This is a genomic window from Catenulispora subtropica (assembly GCF_039531675.1).
GTDB lineage: Bacteria > Actinomycetota > Actinomycetes > Streptomycetales > Catenulisporaceae > Catenulispora > Catenulispora subtropica.
The window spans coordinates 20,271-42,349 of record NZ_BAAAQM010000033.1 but is presented as its reverse complement, the minus strand read 5'-3'; the positions used below and the strand labels follow the sequence as shown (position 1 = coordinate 42,349).

The window sequence follows — 22,079 nt, the reverse complement described above, 5'->3', positions numbered from 1 at the left end:
TGCTTCACTCCGCCCCATGAAGCGGAGCAAGCGCATCAGAGGCCTGACCGTCGGCGCCGCGTGCGCCTCCCTGCTCGCGGCCGCCGGGATCCTGGCCGCGGGCCAAGCCAGCGGCGCCCCGGCCGCCGTCGCGGGGAACGTCTACGTGTCCCCCGGCGGCGACGACGGCAACCCGGGGACGCAGGCGGCCCCGGTGCGGACCGTCGGCAGGGCCCAGTCCCTGGTCAGGATGCTGAACCAGAACATGGCCGCGGACGTCACCGTGGTGCTGGAGGACGGTTTCTACCGCATGGGCGCCCCGCTGGCCCTGACCGCCGCCGACTCCGGAACCAACGGCCACTACGTGGTGTGGACCGCCGACGCCGGGGCGCACCCGGTCCTGGCCGGCTCCACGCAGGTCACCGGCTGGCAGCGGATGAGTTCGGGCAGCCCGATCTGGGTCGCGCAGGCCCCGTCCGGGTTGCAGACCCGGCAGCTCTACGTCAACGGGGTGCGCGCGGCCCGCGCCAACGGCGCCCTGCCGAACGCGCTCACCGGCCAGAACAGCTCCGGTTACAGCGGCGGCGGCACCACGATGGCCGCGTGGCGCAACCCGAGCGGCGCCGAACCGCAGCTGGAGTTCGTCTACCGCGGCGGGCTCGGCGCCTGGACCGAGCCGCGCTGCCCGGTGGCGTCGTTCAGCGGCGACGCGGTGACGATGGCGCAGCCGTGCTGGACCAACTCCACGGCGCGCGCCGGTTCGTTCCCGGACGGCCGCGCCTACAACCTGGTCGGCCGCAGCTCCATCACCGAGCAGCCGACCAGCGTGGAGAACGCCTTCCAGTTCCTCGGCGCGAGCACGCCGGGTCAGTGGTTCCTGGACCAGGGTGACAGCAAGCTGTACTACGTCCCGCGCCCCGGGGAGAACCTGGCGACCGCCGACGTCGAGGTGCCGGTGCTGGAGAAGCTGGTCACCGGCGGCGGCACCGCCTCGGCGCCGCTGCACAACGTGGTCTTCAACGGCATCCAGTTCTCCTACGCGACCTGGCTCGGCCCGCAGTTCCACACGCAGGGCACCAGCGACGGCTTCTCCGAGATCCAGGCCAACTACCAGGTGACGGGTGCGAACGGCGCGGCCTCGCAAGGGCTCTGTCATGTCCCGCCGCCGGCCTACACGCTCGGGACCTGCCCGTACGCGGCGTGGACCCAGATCCCCGGCAACGTCTCGCTCACCTACGACCAGAAGATCCAGTTCACCGGTGACTCCTTCGTCCACTTGGGCGCCGCGGGCCTGGCCCTCGGGGACGGCTCGCAGAACGACGTGGTGAAGGGCGACGTGGTCACCGACGTCTCCGGGAACGGGATCCAGATCGGCAACGTCGACCTGCCGACGGCCACCGGGGCTTCGCAGACCTCCGGCAACGCGGTCACGGACAACCACGTGTTCGACGTCCCGGTCGAGTTCCGCGGCGGTATCGGCATCGACTCCGGCTACACCGCGAACGACACCGTGAGCCACAACCAGGTCGACCACACGCCGTACACGGCGATCTCGCAGGGCTGGGGCGGTTGGCCGGACAAGGAGAAGGAGGCGCCGCAGGCGAACTTCTCCCACGACAACGCCATCTCGAACAACCTGATCTTCGACCACATGAGCCTGCTGAACGACGGCGGCGCGATCTACACGCAGGGCATCACCGGCACCTCGCTGGCCACCGGGGAGCACGTCACGGGGAACCTGATCCACGACCAGACGGGCAGCGGCCACGTCATCTACACCGACAACGGCTGCACGTTCGAGACCATCACCGGCAACGCCGTCTACAACAACCCCAGCGCGCAGGCCTGGGCCTCCCGGCACAACGACTACGCGCCCGGGGCGACCACCACGTACGACCCGACGGATGTGGAGGACAACTTCTTCCAGAACCCCTCCGGCTACACCACCGGCGGCGGGGTCACGGTCGCGAACAACACCACCATCACCGGCGCGTCCGGCGTCCCGGCGTCGATCACGGCCGGCGCCGGGATCGAGGCGGCGTACCAGAACATCCTGCGGTGGGTGCAGGCTCCGCTGCCGCCGGTCCCCGGCGTCACGCGGCTGGCGCTGTCCGGCCTGACGGTGCACGACCCGGCCAACGCCGCGAACTGGTCGCTCCAGACCAACCTGCAGGTCGGCGTGCCGATCTACGGCGACCGCACCTACACCGTCGCCACGCTGCCCACCGCGCTGATCGGGGCGGACTGGGTCCGCGTGGCGAACAACTCCAAGACGGTCACCACCGATCCGCTGGTCTCGTTCACCGTCAGCCGGGCGGCGACGGTGTACCTGGCGGTCGACACGCGGACCGGGAAGCGGCCGTGGATGGACGCGTCCTGGAGCGACACCGGGACCACGCTGACCGACGACGAGAACGGGACCACGCGGACGTTCGAGGTGTTCGGCAAGGCGTTCGCGGCCGGGACGGTGACGCTCGGCCCGAACGGGGCGAACAACGACGGCTACGACATCGCCGTGGTCTGAGACCCGATCCGGTATCCGGCCCCGGCCACCGTCTCGATCACCTCGGGCGGGCCCAGCTTGCGGCGCAGGCGCCCGACGGTGACCGAGACGGTCCGGGTGAAGGGATCGGCGTTCTCGTCCCAGACCTTCTCCAGCAGGTGCTCCGCGCTGAGCGGGGCCGGAGCCGCTTCCAGCAGGGCGCCGAGGAGTTCGAACTCCTTCGGGGACAGCCGCAGCGGGATGCCGGCCCGGGCGGCGGTGCGCAACGCGGGATCGAGCTCGATGTCGCCGTACCGCAGGATCCTGGGCTTGGCCGAGGGGCGGCGGCGGGCCAGGGCCCTGACGCGCAGCACGAGCTCGGGGAAGTGGAAGGGCTTGGCGAGGTAGTCGTCGGCCCCGAGGCGCAGGCCCGCGACGCGCTCGCCCGGGGAGCCGGCGGCGGTGAGCATGATGACCATCGCGGGGTCCGGCGACTCCCCGATCTGGCGGCACAGCAGGTCGCCGGACAGCCCGGGCAGGTCGCGGTCCAGCACCACGACGTCGTACGCGGTCGCCGCCACCTTCTCCGAGGCGGTGAGGCCGTCGTAGGCGACGTCCACGGCCATGCCCTGGTCGCGCAGGCCCTCGGCGATGTCGTCGGCCAGACGGCGGACGTCCTCGACCACCAGGACTCTCACAGCTCCACCTCCGCTCGCAGCCCGCCCTCCGGCCGGGCGTACAACAGCAGCCTGCCGCGGTGTGCGGCGGCGATGGCCGCGACGATCGACAGGCCGAGGCCGGCGCCGTCGCGCGAGGTGCGGTCGGCGCCGAGCCGCTGGAAGGGCTGGCCCAGCAGGGCGACGCGGTCCCGGCCCAGGACCGGCCCGCCGTTCTCCACGACGAGCCGTGCCGGGACGTACGGACCGCGCGGCTGCACCGTGATCCGCAGGAACCCGTCAGGCTCGTTGTGCCGGATCGCGTTGTCCACCAGGTTCTCGGTCAGGCTGGCCAGCAGTGTCGGGTTGCCCCACACCATCAGCGGATCGGCCCCGGCGCCGAGGGTGTGCTCGACGGTCAGCCGCTTCTCGGCCACCGCCGCCGAGCGCGCGCGGAGCGCCGAGGCGGCCAGGAACGCCACCGGCACCCAGTCGGCCTCCGCGCGGCCGTCGTTCTGGGCCCGGGCCAGCAGGAGCAGGCCCTCCAGCAGCCGGTCGGCGGCGTCCAGTCCCTCGTGCAGCTTGCCCGCGAGCACGTCCACCTCGCCGGGCCGGCCGGGCTTGCCGACGGCCACGTCCACCGAGGTGCGCATCATCGCCAGCGGGGTGCGCAGCTCGTGCGAGGCGTTGGCGATGAAGCGGCGCTGCGCCTCGAAGGCCGACTCCAGCCGGGCCAGCAGGCCGTCCACGGTGTCGGACAACTCAGTCAGCTCATCGCGCGGCCCGGACAGCGCCAGGCGCTCGTGCAGATTGTGCTCGGAGATCCGGCGGGTCCGCGCGGTCATCGTCCGCAGGGGGCTGAGCACCCGCCCGGCCACGATCCAGCCCAGGACCGCCGACGCCGCCCCCATCAGCGCCAGCACCACGGCCGACTGGGCCACCGCCGACCGGACGGTGTCCCAGGTCGGGGAGACCTCCACGGCCCTCGGGATGGACGGCGGAGGTTCGACGAACCGCGAGGGGTCCAGGCCCGGGAGCAGCTTCACCGGGGGCGCGTCCGGCTCGAACGTGACCAGGATCGGCTGACGGAACAACAGGAACAGCACCAGGGACAGCAGCAGGAGCCCGGAGAGCAGGAACAGCGCCGTGTAGAGCAGCGTCAGCCGCATGCGGATGGTGCGCGGTCGCAGCCGGATCGCCATGGGCCAAGTATCAGGGGTCGGAGTCAACAGCCGGGCAACAGCCTCTGTGCGGCCGGTGTTGCCGCCGCCCGCCTAGACCTTGATGCGGGAACCACCCGATCCCGACCTCTAGGAGGGGAACGATGAGATTCGGCAAACGCACCGCCGCGCTGGCGTGCGGAGTGGGGTTCGGCGCCGCCGGCGTCGGCGTCGCGGGGACAGCCGAGGCCGTGCAGGGGGCGCCGGACACCGCTTCGGTGGTCTCGACCGTCGTCTGGCAGCCCTGTCCTCAGTACTCCGACGACGTCCTGGCCGCCCTGCGCTTGCGGCCCTCGGACTACGCGGCGTTCCGCGCGATCTGGGCCCGCACGGAATGCGGGACGGTCAGCGTCCCGCTCGACTACCGGAACCCCGGCGGGGAGCACATCACCATCGCGCTCACCCGGGTCAAGGCACAGGACACCGCGCATCGGCGCGGGATCATGTTCACGAACCCCGGCGGGCCCGGCGGCAGCGGATACCTGATGCCGGCCCAGTTGATGATGGAGAACTCCGCCGACGCACAGCTGAACCGGGACTACGACCTGATCGGGGTCGACCCGCGCGGCATCGGCTACAGCACGTCCTGGGACTGCCCGCGCGGCGCCGACCAGGGCGGGCAGCCGCCGGCACCGGGTCAGCTGACCCGGGACGAGCTGAAGCAGATGTACGACCAGCAGGTGGCGGACGCCACCGCGTGCTCGCAGTCGAACCCGGCGTTCCTGCGGCAGTTGACGACGGCGAACGTGGCGCGCGACCTGGACACCCTGCGGGCCTCGCTGCACGAGCGGCGGGCCTCCTACTTCGGCGCGTCCTGGGGCACGCAGCTCGGTGCGGTCTACCGCAGCATGTTCCCGTCGACGATCGACCGGATGTGGCTGGACAGCGTCGTCTCGCCGATGGCGTATCAGCTCTCGTACCGGTTCGCCGGGTCGGCGCGGGCCGTCGAGGCCGACTTCCACCAGTTCGCGATCTGGCTGGCCGCGCACGACAGCACCTATGGACTCGGTGACACCCCGGCGAAGGTCGAGGCGAAGGTGCTGGCTATGCGCAGGCAGGCCGACGCCGACCCGTGGCGGTTCACCGATGTCGACCCGGTGCTCGACGGGTCGTTCATCGGCTTCCTGGCCGCCGCGCCGAACGTCTCCTGGGACCAGGCGGCACCGGTCCTCCAGGCCATGACCACCGCGGTGAACGGCGGGCCGGCCCCGGAAGCGGTCAAGGAGATCGTCGGCGGCGGTCGGACACCGCCGCCCCCGCCGCCGGCCGGCATGCCGCAGCAGTTCAACGAGACCGCGAACATGGCGTTCCTGTGCAACGAGGACACCAGTGACCAGAGCTTCGACGCGCTGTGGAACGAGTACCGGCGCAACCTGGCGACGAACCCGGTGACGGGCGACTACACCGGCGTGCGCCCGAGCTGCGCCGGCTGGACGCTGCCGCCGCAGGCGTTCACCCTGCGCTGGAGCGCCGGGTCGCTGCAGATGTCGGGGCACGTGTACGAGACCGCGACGCCGTACCCGTGGGTGTGGCAGATGCAGGGGGTGATCGGCGGGACCGTGCTGACCGTGCCGGACTTCATCCACGCCTCGGTGGGACACGTGGAGGAGTGCGGGGAGCACATGGTCGCGTACTTCGAGACCGGGCGGCCGGACAACGGGACGTGCCCAGGGGTGCAGCCCGAGCCGGCGCCGGCCGCCGGGACCGCGGCGGCGGCCGTGGTTCCGCCGGCAGGCCGGGCCCAGCCGCTGGTCTACAACCCGTCCAAGCGGCACTCCCTGAGTGACGCCGTGAAGTAGCCGTACAACGCGGATCGGCCGACGGCAAGCCGCCGTCGGCCGATCCGCACATCCGTGTGATGGCGCGATGTACATTTCGTTTCGTGGCGCAAGACAAGTACCTCACGCTCCCGCGCGGACATCACCGCCTCTCCCGGGACGAAGTAGGCGCCGCACAGCGCACCCGTCTGCTGCTGGCCGTGGTCGAGGTCGTCGCCGAACGCGGATACGCCGCGACGTCCGTCGGCGACGTCCTGAAGCGGGCTCACATCTCCCGGCAGACCTTCTACGAGCACTTCGCCAACAAGGAGGACTGTTTCCTCGCCGCCTTCGACGAGGCGGCGGACCTGCTGATCGCCCGGATGCAGGCGGCGCTCGGCCCGGCCTCCGACCCGGTCCTGGTCCGGATGGACCGCGTCTTCGAGAGCTACCTGGCCGGCCTGTCGGCGGCCCCGGAGCTGGCGCGCGCCCTGCTCGTCGAAGTCTACGGCGCCGGACGGGCCGGCGTGGCGCGGCGCGCGGCGGTGCAGGAGCGGTTCGCGGTGACCATCGCGGACGCCGTCACCGTCGGGCAGCGCTGGCGCGGCGGCCTGAGCCCGCACTTCATCGGGCGCGCGGTGATCGGTGCGGTGAGCGCGCTGGTGACGGCCCGGATCGAGGCCGGGGAGGCCGCGACGTTGCCGGAGCTGCGGGGCGAGCTCGTGGAACTGGTCGGCGCGCTGCTCGATCCGGCGTGATCCGGCCCGCGATCGATCATGTACAGCAGCGTTCTTAGAAGGTAGAGTCCTTCCCCGTCCGTCAGAAGGCGTGTAAAGCCACGAAGGATTCATGGGGGCCTGATGCCGGAACAGTCGATTCCCGGGTACAGCGAGATCAGGGAGTTGGGACGGGGCGCGACCGGACGGGTGGTGCTGGCGCGCCGGGACGCCGACGGCGAGCTCGTCGCGATCAAGTACCTGGCCGATCGGCTGGTCGGCGATCCGGAGTTCACCCAGCGGTTCTGGCGCGAGGCCGAGCTGATGGCCGCCGTGCAGGACTCGAACGTGGTCCGGGTGCACGGCTTGCTGCTGTCGCCGGACGGCGGGAGCGCGGCGCTGGTGATGGAGGCGGTCGAGGGGCCGACGCTGCGGGCGCTGCTGCGGTCCGGCCACGGCACGCCGGAGTCGGCGCTGGCGCTGCTGCGCGGTTCGCTGCTGGGGCTGGCGGCGGCGCACGCGCGAGGGGTGGTGCACCGGGACTACAAGCCGGACAACGTGCTGGTCGACGCGTCGGGCACCAGCAAGCTGACAGACTTCGGGATCGCCGCCCCGGCCGGTGAGGGCGCGCCCGCCGAGGGGACGCCGGGGTACATGCCGCCGGAGCAGTGGCGCGGCCAGCCCGCGGCGCCGGCGTCGGACATGTACGCGGCGGCGGTGACGTTCTACGAGTGCCTGACCGGGAGCCGGCCGTTCCAGGCGGACACGATGGCCGAACTGCGGGCCCTGCACGAGTCGGCGCCGGTGCCGATGGGGCCGGTCCCGGAGCCGGTGCGGGCGCTGCTGGAGCGGGGGCTGGCGAAGGATCCGGAGGCGCGGTACGGGGACGTGCGGTCCTTCCTGGCGGACGTGGAGGCGGCGGCGGTCGCCGGGTACGGGCCGGAGTGGCTGGAGCGCGGGGTCAGGGATCTGGGATACGTGGCCGCGGGGATGATCGCGGCGTTGCCGCTGTTGGCTTTGGCGGCGGGGACAACAGGGACGGCCGGTGTGGTCGGTGGCGGCGCGGCGGGTCTCGGGGCGACTGGCGGCGCCGCCGGGACCGCCGCCGCCGGTGCCGGGGCCGGGGCCGGGGCAGGTGCCGGGGCCGGGGCAGGTGCCGGGGCCGGGACAGGTGCCGGGGCCGGGACTGGCGGCGCCCAGGCAATGCAGACCACGCACCAGGTGGCGGCCGCCGCCCGCGCCGCTCATCGTGCCGGCAGGCTCGCCCGCTTCGGCGCCAAAGCCCTCAAGGGCAAAGGCCTGGTGGCGACCATCTCCGTGGTCGCCGTCGGCACCGCCACCACCGTCGTCGTCGCGACGAGCGGCAGCAGCCGGCCCAGCGGCCTGCACGCGCCGTTCGACCAGGCCCTCGTCGCCCTGGCGTCCGCCCCCGGTCTCGAATACCGCGGCGACTACAACGTGCAGGAGTACGACAACGACGTCACCGTCACCGCCGACGGCGAGAAGTTCGGCACCAGCACGCTCAAGGGCAGCAGCGGTACCGGCCAGACCGACGTCACGACCATGATCAGCGTCGGAGGCAAGGCGTATCAGCGCTTCGACAACACCGACACCAGCCTCGCTCGGTACACCTACGACATGGCGGACAACAGCCACCACCTCGAAACCGAGCTGGCTTTCTATCCGACGCCCGCGGAGCTCGCCAAGAAGTTCACCGACGCCATGAAGCAGCAGCCCCGCCTCCCGGCGTCGGACCGGGAGACCGTGGACGTGAACGGTGTCGCGGCACTGAAGGCGGACACGACCGCCGGGTACCTCTACGTCACCAAGGACGCCCCCTACCGCGTCCTGCGCTGGGAGCCCCCGAACGCGTACACGATCCCCGACTTCAACAAGCAGCTGTCGCGCGCGGCCGAGGCCGGGTCCCCGCTGCTGGACTCGAAGTCCATGGACCTCGTCCCCGTCACGGACAGCACCGCCGGGAAGATGTACGACACCCTCGAAACCGAGACCAAGAAGCTCACCACCGCCCGCTACGGCACCCTCGACTTCACCCCGCAGGACAGCAGCGGTGTGAACTGCGACCACAGCGGCTGCCACGTCAAGGAGGACGTGGTGGGCAAGATCTACGACTTCGACGCCCCGGTCAAAGCCCTGACCCAGGTCACCGCCGTGCTGACGGTCGGCCACCTGGACATCGACGGCCACGAGGTCCCCGGCGGCTGCACCAGCGGCCCGCAGCGGCTGCAGATCAGCGGCGCGAGCGTCACCGGCACCCTGACCTGCGACAACCCCCAGGGCGGCCCGATCTACGACGAGGCCTCCGCCCAGAACCAGGACATCGCGAACGCCAATGGGACGTCGTCGTACTACGACCACGCCGACGACATCAGCATCGACGCCGTCGTGCTGACCGGCGACGAGGTGAACCAGCTGGTGGCGAAGCAGGAAGCGGAGCGGAAGAAGGCCGGAGGCTCCTGAGCTCAGCCCGGCTCGGCCGTCTCCGTCTCCGTCTCCGTCCCCACCGCGCCGGTCCCCTCCCGCACCCGCTCCGCGGCCTGCTCCGCGGTCATCGGCCGCCCGAACAGCCACCCCTGTCCGAGCGTCACGCCCATCGCCCGCACCCGCCGGCACTGGGTCTCGTTCTCGATCCCCTCGGCGACGATGCCCAGGCCCAGGGCGCGGCCGATGTCGACGATGCCGGCCATCAGGGCCGTCTGCCGCTCGTCGACGCCGACCTCGGCGGTGAAGCCCTTGTCGATCTTCAGGCTGGTGACCGGGAGGTCGCGGAGGTAGCGCAGGGAGCTGTAGCCGGTGCCGAAGTCGTCCAGGGCCAGGCGGACGCCCTGGTCGCGGACCGCGCGGAGGTTGGCCTGGGCCCTGTCGGCGTGGATGATCAGGGAGCTCTCGGTGGCTTCGAGGATCAGCAGGTCCGGCGCCAGACCGGAGGCCTCCAGGGCGGCGGCGACGGTGCCCGGGAAGGACGGGGTGCGGAGCTCGTGGGCTGAGACGTTGACCGTGACCCGCACCGGCGGCCGGCCCGCCGCCTCGCACTCACGGTTCCAGTCCGCGGCGCAGGCGGTCGCGGTCCGCAGGATCCAGCTGCCCAGCGGCACGATCTGGCCGGTGGCCTCGGCCAGGCCGATGAAGTCGTCCGGCATCACCACCGAGCCGTCGGGGCGGGGCCAGCGGATCAGGGACTCGAAGGCGACCAGTGCGCGGTCCGCCAGCCGCACGATCGGCTGGTACAGCAGGACGAACGCCCCCTCGGCCAGCGCCTTGTCCAGTCCGGCGCGCCGCTCGGCCACGCGGGCCAGGTCGGCGCGCATCGCCGGGTCGTAGTGCCGCCAACTGCGCGGCCGCCGGGCCTCCAGCGCGGCGTGCTGCGCGATCTCGGCGTCCGCCATCAGCCGGGCGCCGGTCGCGCCGGGTCCGGCCTCGACGAACGCGCCGCTGGTGGTGACGGTCACCGGCCCGACCGCGAACGACTCGGTCTCGCCCGGGACGCCGAGCGGGAACCCGGACGCCTCGGAGTCCGGCCGCACCCGCAGCACCGCGAACTCGTCGACGCCGACCCGGGCCAGCAGGTCGCCGGGGGCCAGGCCGCGGCGCAGCAGGTCGGCGGTGGCGCGCAGCACGTCGTCGCCGACCGCGCGGCCGTGGAAGTCGTTGATCTCCCGGAACTGGTCGACGTCCACCAGCACCAGGCCGACGCGGGATCCGGGCCCGGCCCGCTCCAGCGCGTCGTCCAGGCCGAGCAGGAACGCGGCGCGATTGGGCAGGCCGGTCAGGGCGTCGCGATAGGCCTGCCGTTGCAGGGCCCGTTCCATCTCGCGCGCGGTGGTGACATCGCGCAGCGAGAGCACCAGCCCGTTGACGGTCGGCTCGTCCCGCAGGTCGCTGACGGTGGCCTCGATCTCGCGCGGGGCGTCGCCGTGGTCCGGGCGGTCCAGGATCCAGTCCCGGCGCTGCGGCGGCCGCCGCGCGGGCTCGGCCAGCCGCGCGGCGAGCTGCCCGGCGTTGACCGGGCCGAGCAGGTCCGAAGCCGGCCGGCCGAGCAGCCCCGAGGGCCCGAACATCGCCTCGGCCGAAGGGCTGGCGTAGCGGACGCGGGCGTCGGTGTCGACGATGAGGATGGCGTCGGAGTCGTTCTGGACCAGGGCCTGGAAGTAGCGTTCGCCGTCGCGGCGGGCGATCTCCATGCCGAGCGCCAAGCGCTGCAGGCTCAGCGCGCCCTGTCCGGTGAGGATCTCCAGCGGCGCGGCCATGGCGAGCAGGGCGCGCTCCGGGGCCGCGGCAGCCAGGACGCCGGCTGCCCACACGTCGTCACGCCACGCCTCAGTGCCCAGCGGGAGGACGAGCGCGTGGTCGAAGCCGCCGAGCGCCTCGGCGAGCGCGGGCGGCAGATCGGCGGTGCGCACGAGGCCGGAGGACAGGCGCGCGGCGCAGATGGTGCGGCCCAGGGCGGACAGGGTGTGGCGCCAGGTGGTCCAGTCGGGTGCTTCCGGGTCCTCTCGCGCCCTGGGGGTCGCGGGAGCGCCGACCGCGCCGACCGCGTCGGAAATGCCAGAAGCGCCGGACGCGCCGAACCTGTCGGGCGCCTCGGGCCCCTCGGGTTCTGCGGCCCCGACGGCCACCCCGGCGCCCGCGACGTGGAACCGGCCCTGGTCCTCGACCACGACCGCCACCCGGTGCGGGGTCCCCGACCCGGCCAGCCGGGTGGCGGTGGACGTGAGCACGGCCGCGATCTCCTCCACCCCGGCCGCCGCCACCAGCGGACCGGTCGCCGAGACCAGGATCTGCTCCCGCCGCAGCGCCGTGCGGTAGTCCAGCAGGACCAGCGAGACCCGGACCATGATCAGGATGATGATCGCGGCCTCGATCAGCGGGCCGAACACCCCCAGCGAGTACTCGTCCTGGGCCAGCAGCACGACGGCGACCATCGGCTCGGCGAGCGCCGCCAGCGTGAGCAGGGCGATCCGCGCCCGCATCACCACCGGCTGGGGCTTGCGCACCGGGATCGGCTCGGTGTTCCAGCGCATGTCCGGCGCCAGCGCCGCGGCCCCCCAGAGCAGGTTGAACGTGAGCCAGCCCAGCTCGATCACATGCCGCCCCAGCGGGGTCCCGAACCACGGCGCGGCGCTCAGCTGCAGCAGGCCCTGTCCCACGTCGCAGGCCGCGCCCACGGCCACGCCCGCCGTCAGCAGCCACAGCGACACGCCGCGCCGGGGCGACGCGGCGAGCAGCCGCAGCAGGATCCCCAGCAGCAGCACGTCCCCGATCGGCGGCAGGATCGCCTCCAGCCGGGCGGTCGACCACCCCGCGTTCCGCATGAAGGGCTCGACCAGGAACACCCAGGTGGGCACCAACAGCGCCAGCGTGCCGACCGCCGCGTCCAGGAACCCCGCGACGTCCCGCCCGGCCGAGCGCAGGCGGACCATCGCCGAAAGGGCGAGGGCGGCCAGCGGATAGCCGGTGAGGGAGAGCCAGTCGGTCCAGCGCGGCGAGAGCATCTGGCGGTGCAGGTCCCCGAAGTCGGAGCATTGGAAGGCGATGACGGACGCCGCCAGCAGCCCCCAGACCGACCGGTGCGGCGGATCGTAAGCCCGGACGCCGTAGGCCATGGCCGCCACGGCCCATCCGGCCGCGGCGAACCGGACCCGCACGGCGGCGCCGGGTGCCAGGAGCGTGATGAGGATCAGCGCCGCGCCCACCGCGACGAAGAGTATGAGGACACGCCGGTACTCCCCGGGTCGCGGAGCCGCTCCCGCCGCCAGTGGCCTCACCAGACGACACAAGCACGCGCCGCGGTCGGGCGGCGCGGCGAGCCGGGCGGGACTGCGCCGGTCAGGCGTACGGGGTTGACGCTGGCGGCGGCCGTTCGGGTGGGAGCGCCGCGGGACCGGTCCGTTCAGAGTCCTCGCAGGATCCGGTCGAGGTCGACGGTGTCGCCGCTGACCTCGGCCAGCCAGTCATCGTGCAGATATTCGAACGCGTGGGTCCCGGTGTCGAGCAGCCCGATGCTGCCGTCGCAGACCCGCTGGTCGGGGTTGACCCCCTCGGGCTGGTAGCGCGTCGCCTTGGGGCCGACGAGCTGGGCCAGCGCGTAGGAGGTGGTCGGTCCGTAGTGCCGGGGCCCGTTCTCGTGGTGGACGTGGCCGCTGATGTGCAGCGGCGGCCGGAGGTGGTCGATGAGCCGGGACATCTTCGGCGAGCCCTGCACCTCTCCGCGCCGGTTGTGGGACATGCCGTACGGCCCTTCGTGGGTGACGAGCACGTCGACGCTGCCCGGCTCCAGGCCGAGCAGGTGCGCGTAGGCGGCCTCGTCGTAGTCCATCGTGCCGGGCCACTCGATCATGCCGAGGAACGCCGTGCGCAGTCCGGCGATCTCGGTGACGTGCCCGCAGACGACGTGCCGGAACGCGCCGAGCGGGTCCACCGCCACGACGTCGGAGCCCGCCGCCTCGTGCAGCGCGGCGAGCCACTCGTGGTCTTCGTGGTTCCCGCTCAGGAACACGATCGGCGGCAGGTGCTCCAGCGCGCCGCGTACGCTCGCCGCGAGCTCCGGTGTCGGATCGAGGAGCCGGAAGAAGTCCCCCTGCGCGGGGCTGTCGGCGATGTGGCGGGCGCTGGGCCCGTCGAAGCGGTCGGCGCTCGGATAGGCGCCCAAGTCCCCGACCTGGACGACGGCGTCCAGGCGCAGACCCCGCCGGCTCTGCAGCATCAGGATGCTGCCGAGCGCGTGCAGGACGCAGCCGTGGACGTCGCCGATGAAGGCGACCTTCATTTGTGTCACTCCCCCCAGTAGTCGTCCCAGTATTTCCATCACGCCGGAACGGGGTCCAGGCGGAGGAAGCCTCAGCCTCTTCACACCGCCGTTACCCGCTGGTAACTTACCCGGAGTCAGAACTGTGATCCACTTCACGTATCAGGGAGTGCCATGCGCAGAACCCCCACTCAGCGCCTCGCCGCCGCCACCGCCGGAGTAGCACTCACCGCCGCCGGAGTCGCCACCGCCGCCGCCCCGCCGGCCGCCGCCACCGACTCGTTCTACAGCTACAGCGGCTCCGCTCCCCTGGCGTCGTACGCACCGGGCACCGTGCTGAAGACCAGGACCCTGCAGTACCACGTCGTCGGCATCCCCACGCCGGTGACCGCGATCCAGCTGCTCTACCGCACCACCGACGCGCAGGGGCGGCCGAGCGCCAACGTGACCTCGGTGATCCGCAGCCTCAGCGGCGACCACTCGAAGGCCGTGTCCTACCAGTCCTTCTACGACTCGCTGAACCCCGAGGACAGCCCGTCGCGGGCCATCGCGGGCGACGTCAGCCTCGGCGGCGTCATCGCGAACGCCGAGACGCTGTTCCTGGCGCCCCTGCTGCTGCAGGGCTACAACGTCGTCATCCCGGACACCGAGGGGCAGACCGCGGACTTCGCGGCCGGGCCCGAGTACGCCACCGACACGCTGGACGCGATCCGCGCCGCCACGCACAGCGACGCGACCGGTATGGACGGGAACACCGAGTTCGCGCTGGAGGGCTACTCCGGCGGTGCCATAGCCACCGGCTGGGCCGCCGCGCTGGCGCCGTCCTACGCCCCGGACGTCAACCGCAACCTGGTCGGCTTCGCCGAGGGCGGCCTGCTCGTCGACCCGGCGCACAACCTGAAGTACGTCGACGGCTCGCTGCTGTGGAACGGCGTCATCCCGATGGCGCTGATCGGGGTCTCCCGCTCCTTCGCCATCGACCTCACGCCGTACCTGAGCAGCTATGGCATCCAGGTCTACAACCAGCTGCAGAAGGGCTCGATCGTCAACGCCCTGGGACAGTTCCCCGGCCTGACGTGGAAGAAGATGGCCAAGCCGCAGTACGCGGACCCGGACTCGGTCCCGGCCTTCGTCGACGCGGTCAACAGGATCAACCTCGGCTCCTTCGGCACCCCGACCATCCCCGGATACCTCGCCCAGGGCGACGGCGGGATCTTCGAGGGGACCCTGAACAACCCTCCGGGCATCGGCACCGGCGACGGCGTGATGGTGGCCGGCGACGTGCGGGCCCTGGCCCGGCAGTACTGCGCCACCGGCGACGGCTCGATCAAGTACGACCAGTTCGACCTGCTCAGCCACACCGGCACCGCCGCCGTCTGGGCACCGCTGGCGCTGCTCTGGCTCAACGACCGGTTCGCGGGCCGCACCGCGCCCTCGGACTGCGGGCACATCCCCGCCGGCAACTCCCTGGCACCGGAACACACGGTGCCGGCGTCCTGACCCGGCCCGGCGACGGGGCCCCGGCGCACCGACGGGCATTGCAACCACGTGCCCGTCGGTGTAGCCATCCCTCATGGACGCGCCCAAGAGGATCGTGCTGTGGGGAACCGGTTTCGTCGGCAAGCTGGTCCTCGCCGAGCTGCTCCGCCCGCATCCCGGCTTCGAGCTGGTCGGCGTGGGCGTCAGCAGTCCGGCCAAGGCCGGCCGCGACGTCGGCGAGATCTGCGGCGGCGAGCCGGCCGGGATCACCGCCACGGCCGACGTCGCCGACCTGATCGCCCTGCGGCCGGACGCCCTGGTCCACTACGGCCCGACAGCTGCGCACGCCGAGGACAACATCCGGCTGATGAGCGCGTTCCTGCGAGCCGGGATCGACGTGTGCTCGACGGCGATGACGCCGTGGGTCTGGCCCGCGATGAAGCAGAACCCGCCGGCGTGGATCACGCCGATCAGCCAGGCCTGCGCCGAGGGCGGGGCGTCGTGCTTCACCACCGGCATCGACCCGGGCTTCGCCAACGACCTGTTCCCGATGACGCTCATGGGACTGTGCGGCGAGGTCCGCACCGTCCGCGCGCAGGAGATCCTCGACTACAGCGACTACGAGGGCGACTACGAGAACGAGATGGGCATCGGCCGGCCGCCGGAGTTCCAGGCGCTGCTGGAGATCCCGGACATCCTGGTCATGTCGTGGGGCGCGACCGTGCCGATGATGGCGCACGCCGTCGGCATCGAGCTCGACGCGATCACCACCACCTGGGACAAGTGGGTCACCGACCGGCCGGTGAAGACCGCGAAGGGCGTCATCGAACCCGGCCGGGTGGCCGCCATCCACTTCACCATCAACGGGATCTACCGGGGCGAAACCCGGATCCAGCTGGAGCACGTGAACCGCGTCGGCCGCGACGCGGCGCCGGACTGGCCCCGCGGCACCGCGGACGACGTGTATCGGGTGGAGATCGACGGCTCGCCGTCGATCGTGCAGGAGACGGCGTTCCGCTTCACCGACGGCTCCGGACGCGACGCCGCGACCGCGGGCTGCCTGGCGACCGGACTGCGCGCGCTGAACGCGGTGCCGGCCGTCAACGCCGCCGCACCGGGCTGGGTCACGGCCCTGGATCTGCCGCTGATCCCGGGAGTCGGCACCATTCGCTAACGTTCGGCTCACGTTCGGATTCCGACGCCCCGGCGCCATCGACTGGCGCCGCACGGCGGAGTAACCTGCACCCATTCGATGAGCGTCTGGACACACCGGCCGGACGCCCGCCGACGCGCGGGACGGGCGGGTCGGCCGATTCCGCGCGGAACCCACAGGATTCTCGTCCTCAAGGAAGCCGCGTGACACAACCAACCACGGCGGGCGTCGGCCGCCCCTCGGCAGAGTGCATCCGCAACGTGCAGCTGTCGTGCCAGCTGCTGCAACGCCACGAGGGCGTGTTCGTCGACAGCTTCTTCCACAAGGTGCTCGACGAGGTCCGCTGGGCCGGCCGCATGGGCCCGGAACGCGCGCGCCCCCTGTGCGACGGCCTGGCCCGCTCGGTGCTGTGGGCCGGCCTGTCGCAGGACTCCGACGAGCTCATCGAACGCACGATGCGCGAGGTCGGCGCCAACTACAAGCGCCAGGGCGTCCCCGACGAGTGGTACCGCGAGCTGGGCAAGTCGCTGCTGTTCGCGGTGCGGCAGATGCACCCCAGCGACTGGGGTTCGCTGCTCAGCTCGGACTGGGTCGCGTACTACATGTGGCTCAGCGAGTTCATCCGCCTCGGGGCTCTGGACGCGCCGGCGGAGGACACGAGCTCCGAGGGCGCGGGCGCCGCCACGGGCACGGGCGGCACCCCAGGCGCGGGAGGCACCCCAGGCACGGGCGGCACCGGGTCGGCCGCTTCGTCCGCCGTCGTCCGCATCGAGTCGCTCGGCGACGTCGTCTCCCTGCTCCGCTCCCGCTACTTCCCCGACAACGAGCGCGCCCTGACCACGATCTGCACCCGCGTCGCCCTCCGCACCGGCACCGACCTGCGCAACCCCCGCCCGGACCAGTACGCGGACCCGGTGGCGATCTCCAACGTGCTCAGCACCCTGCTCGTCCTCGGCTACTCTCTTCAATCGTTCTCCATCGAGGACGCGTCAGAGCCCGAACCCGCTGACGCCGAAGGCCAGGACACCCCGGCCGCGTCCGCGGGCAGCGGCAGCATCATCGGCCGTTCCCGCGCCCTGCGCCGCCGGGTCTCCCGCATCTTCGGCGTCAGCCGGAGCACCCCCGGAGGAGAGCGATGAGCACCGGCCCCACCACCACCACAGAGGTGGTCCGCGTCCACGCGTCGGGCCCGGCCGCCCAAGCCGTCGCCACCCTGCTGGCCGCCCTCGACCAGGGCCTGGCAGGACGCCCGGCGGCGGCCGTCCTGTTCTTCGCCTCCAGCGCGTACGACCCCGCGCACCTCGCCCCCGCCATCTCCGGCCACTTCCCCACCGCCGCCGTGATCGGCTGCTCCACCGCCGGGGAATTCACCGACCAGTCCAACGGCACCGGCGGCGTCTCGGCGGTGGCGCTCCCCCACGGCCTCCTCCGCACCGCCACCGCCGCCCTCGGCCACCTCGACCCCGACCCGAGCGAGGGCACGGCCGCCGCCGTCCGCGACCTCGAACACCGCCTCGGCGCCCAACTCCGCACCCTGGACCCGGACCGCCACCTCGGCCTCATCCTCGTCGACGGCATGCACGGCTCCGAGGAGCAGGTCAACGACATGCTCGGGAACACCGCACCCCTGCTCGGCTTCGTCGGCGGCTCGGCGGGCGACGACTTCACCTTCCGCACCACGTGGGTCAGCGTCGGAGCCCAGTACTCGCACCACGGCGTGGCGCTGATGCTGTGCGAGAGCGCGGTCCCGTTCCAGGTCGTGAAGAGCTGCTCCTTCACCCCCACCGGCCGCACCCTCGAAGTCACCGAAGCCGACGTCGAGAACCGCACCGTCTACGAATTCGACAACCGCCCGGCCGTCACGGCCTACGCCGAGGCGATAGGCGCCGACCCCACCACCCTCAGCGCCGAGAACTGGATGGAACACCCGGTCGGCCTCATGATCGACGGACAACCCTGGATCCGCAGCCCACAACAGGTCCTCCCCGACGGCGGCCTCCGCTTCTACTGCCAGATCCACCCCGGCATGCGCGTGGAGATCATGCGCTCCACCGACCTCCTCGCCGAAACCTCCGCGGCACTGCACGCCGCACGCACGACGCTCGGCGGCGACGTCGCGGGCGCGGTGCTGTTCAACTGCTGCCTGCGCCGCCTGGAGATGGACGCGAAGGATCTGTCGGACAAGTTCCCGTCAGCGCTCGCCGGGATTCCGGCGGCGGGGTTCCACACTTATGGGGAGAGTTGGTTCGGTCATGTGAACCAGACGCTGACGGGAGTGGTCTTCGGCCCAGTATCCTGATTCCCCACTGAGCCGCCGCGTACGGGGGCTGGCCGCCGAGTGTGGAGGTATCAATGTCCGAAAAGGTCCTGCGTCCGACAGGCACGCCGGCGCCGGCCACCGTGATCGACACGTCGGTCGCGCACATCGCGCGGGTCTACGACTACTTTCTCGGTGGCAAGGACAACTTTCCGGCGGACCGGGAGGCCGCGGCGCGCATCCTCAAGGGGAATCCCGGCATGCGGGACACGTGCCGGGAGCAGCGCGAGTACCTTCGTCGTGCGGTGCGCTTCCTGACCAACGCCGGCATCCGCCAGTTCATCGACATCGGCACCGGCCTGCCCACGCAGGAGAACACGCACGAGGTCGCGCAGGCCATAGCGCCCGACGCCCGTGTCGCCTATATCGACAACGACCCCATCGTGCTGGCGCATGCCCGCGTGCTGATGGCCGACCAGGATCACGGCCGGACCGTCTTCATCCACGCCGACGCGCGCGACCCCGACGCGCTGCTCGCCGACCAGACGCTGCGCACCGTCATCGACTTCAGCCAGCCGGTCGGGGTGCTGCTCATCGGCATCCTGCACTTCATGCCCGACCACGATCGCCCCGGCGAGCTGATCAGCGGTCTTCTGAAGGCCGTGCCGGACGGGTCCTTCCTCGCGATCAGCCATGGCACGCCGGACTACGCGCCCGAGGTGGGCGGCGCGGTGCAGGCGGCGTACCAGGCCTCGTCGATGCCGTGCCGGGTGCGGACGGCGGACGAGGTGATGGGGCTGCTGGAGGGCGTCGAGCTGGTCGACCCGGGGCTGGTGCTGCTCGCCGAGTGGCGGCCGGACGGCCCGGTGCCGGCCAACCGGCAGAAGATCACGTACGCGGCGGTGGGGCGCAAGCTCTGACCGGACACTGAGCCCGCACCCGGAATCCGCCTGCTTCGGGGGGCGCCTCGATCCCGGCTTCGTGCGCCCTCGCGATGACGGCGACGAGCTCGGCGCGCACCACGAGTCCGTCAACGGGATCGGCGTCGCGCCCGACGACGCGCCGCTGACCGCCACCGGGCTGTCGAGCGGGCACGACGCGGGGATCGAGAAGGCGCTCGCCGTGCTGCGCTGACCGGGCCGCGCCCACCGCAGCAGCGGTCCTGGTGTACTCGTATGCCCGGAGGGCGAATACATCAGGACTTTCCGCACTCAGCGCGCGCCGCCCGCGTTATCACCATCAACACCTTTACTGTTGGTCGATGACCTCCCACCGCAAAGCTCCGGCACACCTCCTCCCCATCAGCGGCGTCCTGATGTGCGCGGCGGCGTGCCTCCTCCTCGTCCAGTGGACCTCCGCCGCCCTGGCACCCCGCAGCCGGATCGCCCTCACCTACAAAGTGGGCCAGCCGATCGGTGCACCGTCACCGTCTCAAGCACCAGCACCGTCACCGTCTCAAGCCCCGGCTCCGACTCCGCGTCCGGCCGTCACCGTGGCGCCGGGGCCCGCACCAGGCCTCACTCCGCCGCCGTATCCGGCGACGGCACCAGGGCTCAGTCGCGCTCCGGCTCCGGCAGCGGCTCCAGCCGGCGGGCCCCCGGCCCGTCCTGCGCCAGCGCGTCCGACGGGTTGATCAACCGGCACCGGCTCATCGAGACGCACCCGCATCCGATGCAGCCGGCCAGGTCGGCCTGCAGCCGCTCCAGGGCGGCCCGCCGCAGCTCGAGGTCCGCCGACCAGCGCCGGGCGATGCGGTCCCACTCCCGCCGCGTCGGGCGGCGGGAGTGGGGCAGGTCGCGGAAGACCTCGGCGACGTCGTGGAGCGGGATGCCCAGCCGCTTGGCCACCTGGATGAGGGAGATGCGGCGGAGCATATGCCGGGCGTAGCGGCGCTGGTTGCCGGCGGTGCGCGTGCTGAAGATGAGGCCCTGGGCCTCGTAGAAGTGCAGCGCGCTCACCGCCACGCCGGTGCGGCGGGCGACCTCGCCGACCGTCATCAGATCCGCCGGATTGAGCTTGGCGGGCGGGCTGTCGGGCACCGGATCTCCTGGTTCGCCGGCTTGACCTCAAGTTCACTTGAGGTCTTAGCGTAGCGGACATGATGCAGGACGGCATATCAGACAACGAAGGCACGAACCCGGAGTCCACGGCGCGCGTCCTCGGCACGATGGTCGTGCTCGCCGGCGCGGTGGCGGTGTTCGCGACCGACAACTACGTCACGGCCAGCCTGCTGCCGTCGGTGCTGTCCGACGTCGGCGGGGAGCGGTACTTCGCGTGGACCGCGACGGCGTTCCTGGTCAGCAGCGTGTTCGCGGCGCTGCTGATCAGCAAGGTCCTGACCCGCTTCGCCACCCGCGGCGCGGTGCTGATCGGGCTCACGGTGTTCGGCGTGGGGACGGCGCTGTGCGCGCTGAGCCCGTCGATCTGGGTGCTGCTGGCCGGGCGCCTCGTGCAGGGGCTCGGCGGCGGGCTCATGTCGGGGGTGTCACTGGCGGCGATGCGGATGGTGCTGCCCGAGCGGCTGTGGGGGCGGATGCTCGCGGTCATCTCGCTGATGTGGGCGGTGGGGAACGTCGCGGGGCCCGCGCTCGGCGGCGTCTTCGCCGAGCTGCACGCCTGGCGCTGGGGGTTCGGTGTGATGGTGGCCGCCAGCGTGGTGATCGGGCTGGTCGCGGTGCGGAGTCTGCCCGCGGGCGGCGAGACCGGGCAGGCTCGCGATCAGCCTGCTGACGGCGCCGCCGCCGAGCCGTGGCCGGCCGGCAGCCTCGTCCTCGTCACGGTGGGCGCGGCGGCGGTGAGCCTGGCGGGCATCGTGCCGAAGGGCGCCGCCACGGGCGCGATGATCGCCTTGGGCGCGGCGCTGATCGCCGCGTTCCTGCGGCACGAGCGGCATGCCACCGACCGCATCCTCCCGGCGCTGACCTACGCGCGCGGCAGCCGTCTGCGCTGGTACTACCTCGGCATCGCGGGTCTGACGATCGGCGTCACCGCCGAGACCTTCATCCCGCTGTTCGGCCAGCGGCTGGCGGGGCTGACGCCGCTGAGCGCCGGGTTCCTCGGCGCGGCGCTGTCGATGGGCTGGTCGGCGGCGCAGCTCGCGACCAGCCGGATCACCGGCGAGGCGGCGGTGCGGCGGTTCCGGGTGGCGGCGCCGGCGGTGGTCGCGGTGGGACTGGCCCTGACCGCGGCGGGCCAGCACGCGCACGCCGGCGGCGGGGCCGTCGCGCTGTGGGTGGTGACGTTGGCCGTCACGGGGGCCGGGATCGGGATGGGCTTCGCACGGTTCGCGTTCCCGGTGATGAGCAGCATCGAGGACGCGGCCGAGGCGACGAAGGCGGCCGCGGGACTGAACGTGGTGCAGGTGATCGCGGGCACGTTCGGGTCGGCGCTGGGAGGTGTGCTGGTGAACGTCGGGGCGCCTTCGGACCAGGACTCCGCCCGGCTGCTGTACGGCGGGCTGGCGGTGCTGGCGCTGGTCGGCCTGGCCGCCGGGATCCGGACGGCGTCGCGGTCCGGGAGCAGTGTGGTGGGTACCGCGGCCGCGGAACCGGCCGCCGAGGTGGCAGCCGCCGAGTCGGTGCCCGCCGCGGCCTGATCGAAAACCCTTATACAAC

General features: G+C 72.2%; 16 protein-coding genes. 11 read left to right on the top strand and 5 right to left on the bottom strand.

The window, feature by feature from the left end:
- Positions 1-16: 16 nt before the first annotated feature.
- Complete coding sequence (locus tag ABD466_RS26220) at positions 17-2,503, top strand: right-handed parallel beta-helix repeat-containing protein (protein WP_344659833.1); 2,487 nt, start codon at positions 17-19, stop codon at positions 2,501-2,503.
- On the opposite strand, the gene ABD466_RS26215 is transcribed toward ABD466_RS26220, so the two are convergent.
- The gene (locus tag ABD466_RS26215; protein ID WP_344659832.1) at positions 2,482-3,159 is read right to left on the bottom strand and encodes a response regulator transcription factor; all 678 of its coding nucleotides are present in this window, start codon (positions 3,157-3,159) and stop codon (positions 2,482-2,484) included. The two genes, ABD466_RS26220 and ABD466_RS26215, sit on opposite strands and share 22 nt — an antisense overlap.
- Positions 3,156-4,319: a sensor histidine kinase gene (locus tag ABD466_RS26210; protein WP_344659831.1), complete on the bottom strand. Its 1,164-nt coding sequence runs from the start codon at positions 4,317-4,319 to the stop codon at positions 3,156-3,158. Before ABD466_RS26210 ends, ABD466_RS26215 begins: the two co-directional genes overlap by 4 nt.
- 122 nt (positions 4,320-4,441) lie before the next feature.
- Here ABD466_RS26210 and ABD466_RS26205 point away from each other — a divergent pair, with 122 nt between their 5' ends.
- The 3 genes from ABD466_RS26205 (at position 4,442) to ABD466_RS26195 (ending at position 9,291) form a co-directional block, all read left to right on the top strand.
- Positions 4,442-6,136 (top strand): alpha/beta fold hydrolase, encoded by a 1,695-nt coding sequence (locus ABD466_RS26205; protein WP_344659830.1) that lies wholly within the window; start codon positions 4,442-4,444, stop codon positions 6,134-6,136.
- Between the two features lie 83 nt (positions 6,137-6,219).
- Positions 6,220-6,852 carry a TetR/AcrR family transcriptional regulator gene (locus ABD466_RS26200; RefSeq protein ID WP_344659829.1) on the top strand — a complete coding sequence of 211 codons (633 nt, stop codon included), beginning with the start codon at positions 6,220-6,222 and terminating at the stop codon, positions 6,850-6,852.
- Between the two features lie 102 nt (positions 6,853-6,954).
- A complete protein-coding gene (locus ABD466_RS26195) occupies positions 6,955-9,291 on the top strand; it encodes a serine/threonine-protein kinase (RefSeq protein ID WP_344659828.1) in 2,337 nt (778 codons plus the stop codon).
- Between the two features lie 2 nt (positions 9,292-9,293).
- Here ABD466_RS26195 and ABD466_RS26190 read toward each other — a convergent pair whose 3' ends face one another.
- Entirely contained in the window at positions 9,294-12,524 is a 3,231-nt protein-coding gene (locus ABD466_RS26190) for an EAL domain-containing protein (RefSeq protein WP_344659827.1), read from the bottom strand.
- Positions 12,525-12,721: 197 nt separating this feature from the next.
- Positions 12,722-13,597, bottom strand: a complete 876-nt coding sequence (locus tag ABD466_RS26185) for a metallophosphoesterase family protein (RefSeq protein ID WP_344659826.1) — start codon at positions 13,595-13,597, stop codon at positions 12,722-12,724.
- Positions 13,598-13,750: 153 nt separating this feature from the next.
- On the opposite strand from ABD466_RS26185, the gene ABD466_RS26180 reads away from it, so the two are divergent.
- From ABD466_RS26180 to ABD466_RS26155, 6 genes are all read left to right on the top strand, one after another.
- Positions 13,751-15,076 carry a lipase family protein gene (locus ABD466_RS26180; RefSeq protein ID WP_344659825.1) on the top strand — a complete coding sequence of 442 codons (1,326 nt, stop codon included), beginning with the start codon at positions 13,751-13,753 and terminating at the stop codon, positions 15,074-15,076.
- 73 nt (positions 15,077-15,149) lie between these two features.
- Positions 15,150-16,229 (top strand): NAD(P)H-dependent amine dehydrogenase family protein, encoded by a 1,080-nt coding sequence (locus ABD466_RS26175; protein WP_344659824.1) that lies wholly within the window; start codon positions 15,150-15,152, stop codon positions 16,227-16,229.
- Between the two features lie 182 nt (positions 16,230-16,411).
- Positions 16,412-17,347, top strand: coding sequence for a globin family protein (locus ABD466_RS26170; protein ID WP_344659823.1), 936 nt, complete (start codon positions 16,412-16,414; stop codon positions 17,345-17,347).
- Positions 17,344-18,507 carry an FIST signal transduction protein gene (locus tag ABD466_RS26165; RefSeq protein ID WP_344659822.1) on the top strand — a complete coding sequence of 388 codons (1,164 nt, stop codon included), beginning with the start codon at positions 17,344-17,346 and terminating at the stop codon, positions 18,505-18,507. Before ABD466_RS26170 ends, ABD466_RS26165 begins: the two co-directional genes overlap by 4 nt.
- A 53-nt stretch (positions 18,508-18,560) precedes the next feature.
- Complete coding sequence (locus tag ABD466_RS26160; protein WP_344659821.1) at positions 18,561-19,385, top strand: SAM-dependent methyltransferase; 825 nt, start codon at positions 18,561-18,563, stop codon at positions 19,383-19,385.
- Between the two features lie 61 nt (positions 19,386-19,446).
- Complete coding sequence (locus tag ABD466_RS26155) at positions 19,447-19,599, top strand: hypothetical protein (RefSeq protein WP_344659820.1); 153 nt, start codon at positions 19,447-19,449, stop codon at positions 19,597-19,599.
- 419 nt (positions 19,600-20,018) lie between these two features.
- Here the strand turns inward: ABD466_RS26155 and soxR are convergent, their stop codons facing one another.
- Positions 20,019-20,462 (bottom strand): redox-sensitive transcriptional activator SoxR, encoded by a 444-nt coding sequence (soxR, locus tag ABD466_RS26150; RefSeq protein WP_344659897.1) that lies wholly within the window; start codon positions 20,460-20,462, stop codon positions 20,019-20,021.
- A gap of 101 nt (positions 20,463-20,563) precedes the next feature.
- On the opposite strand from soxR, the gene ABD466_RS26145 reads away from it, so the two are divergent.
- Positions 20,564-22,060 (top strand): MFS transporter, encoded by a 1,497-nt coding sequence (locus ABD466_RS26145; protein ID WP_344659819.1) that lies wholly within the window; start codon positions 20,564-20,566, stop codon positions 22,058-22,060.
- The last annotated feature ends 19 nt before the right edge of the window (positions 22,061-22,079 follow it).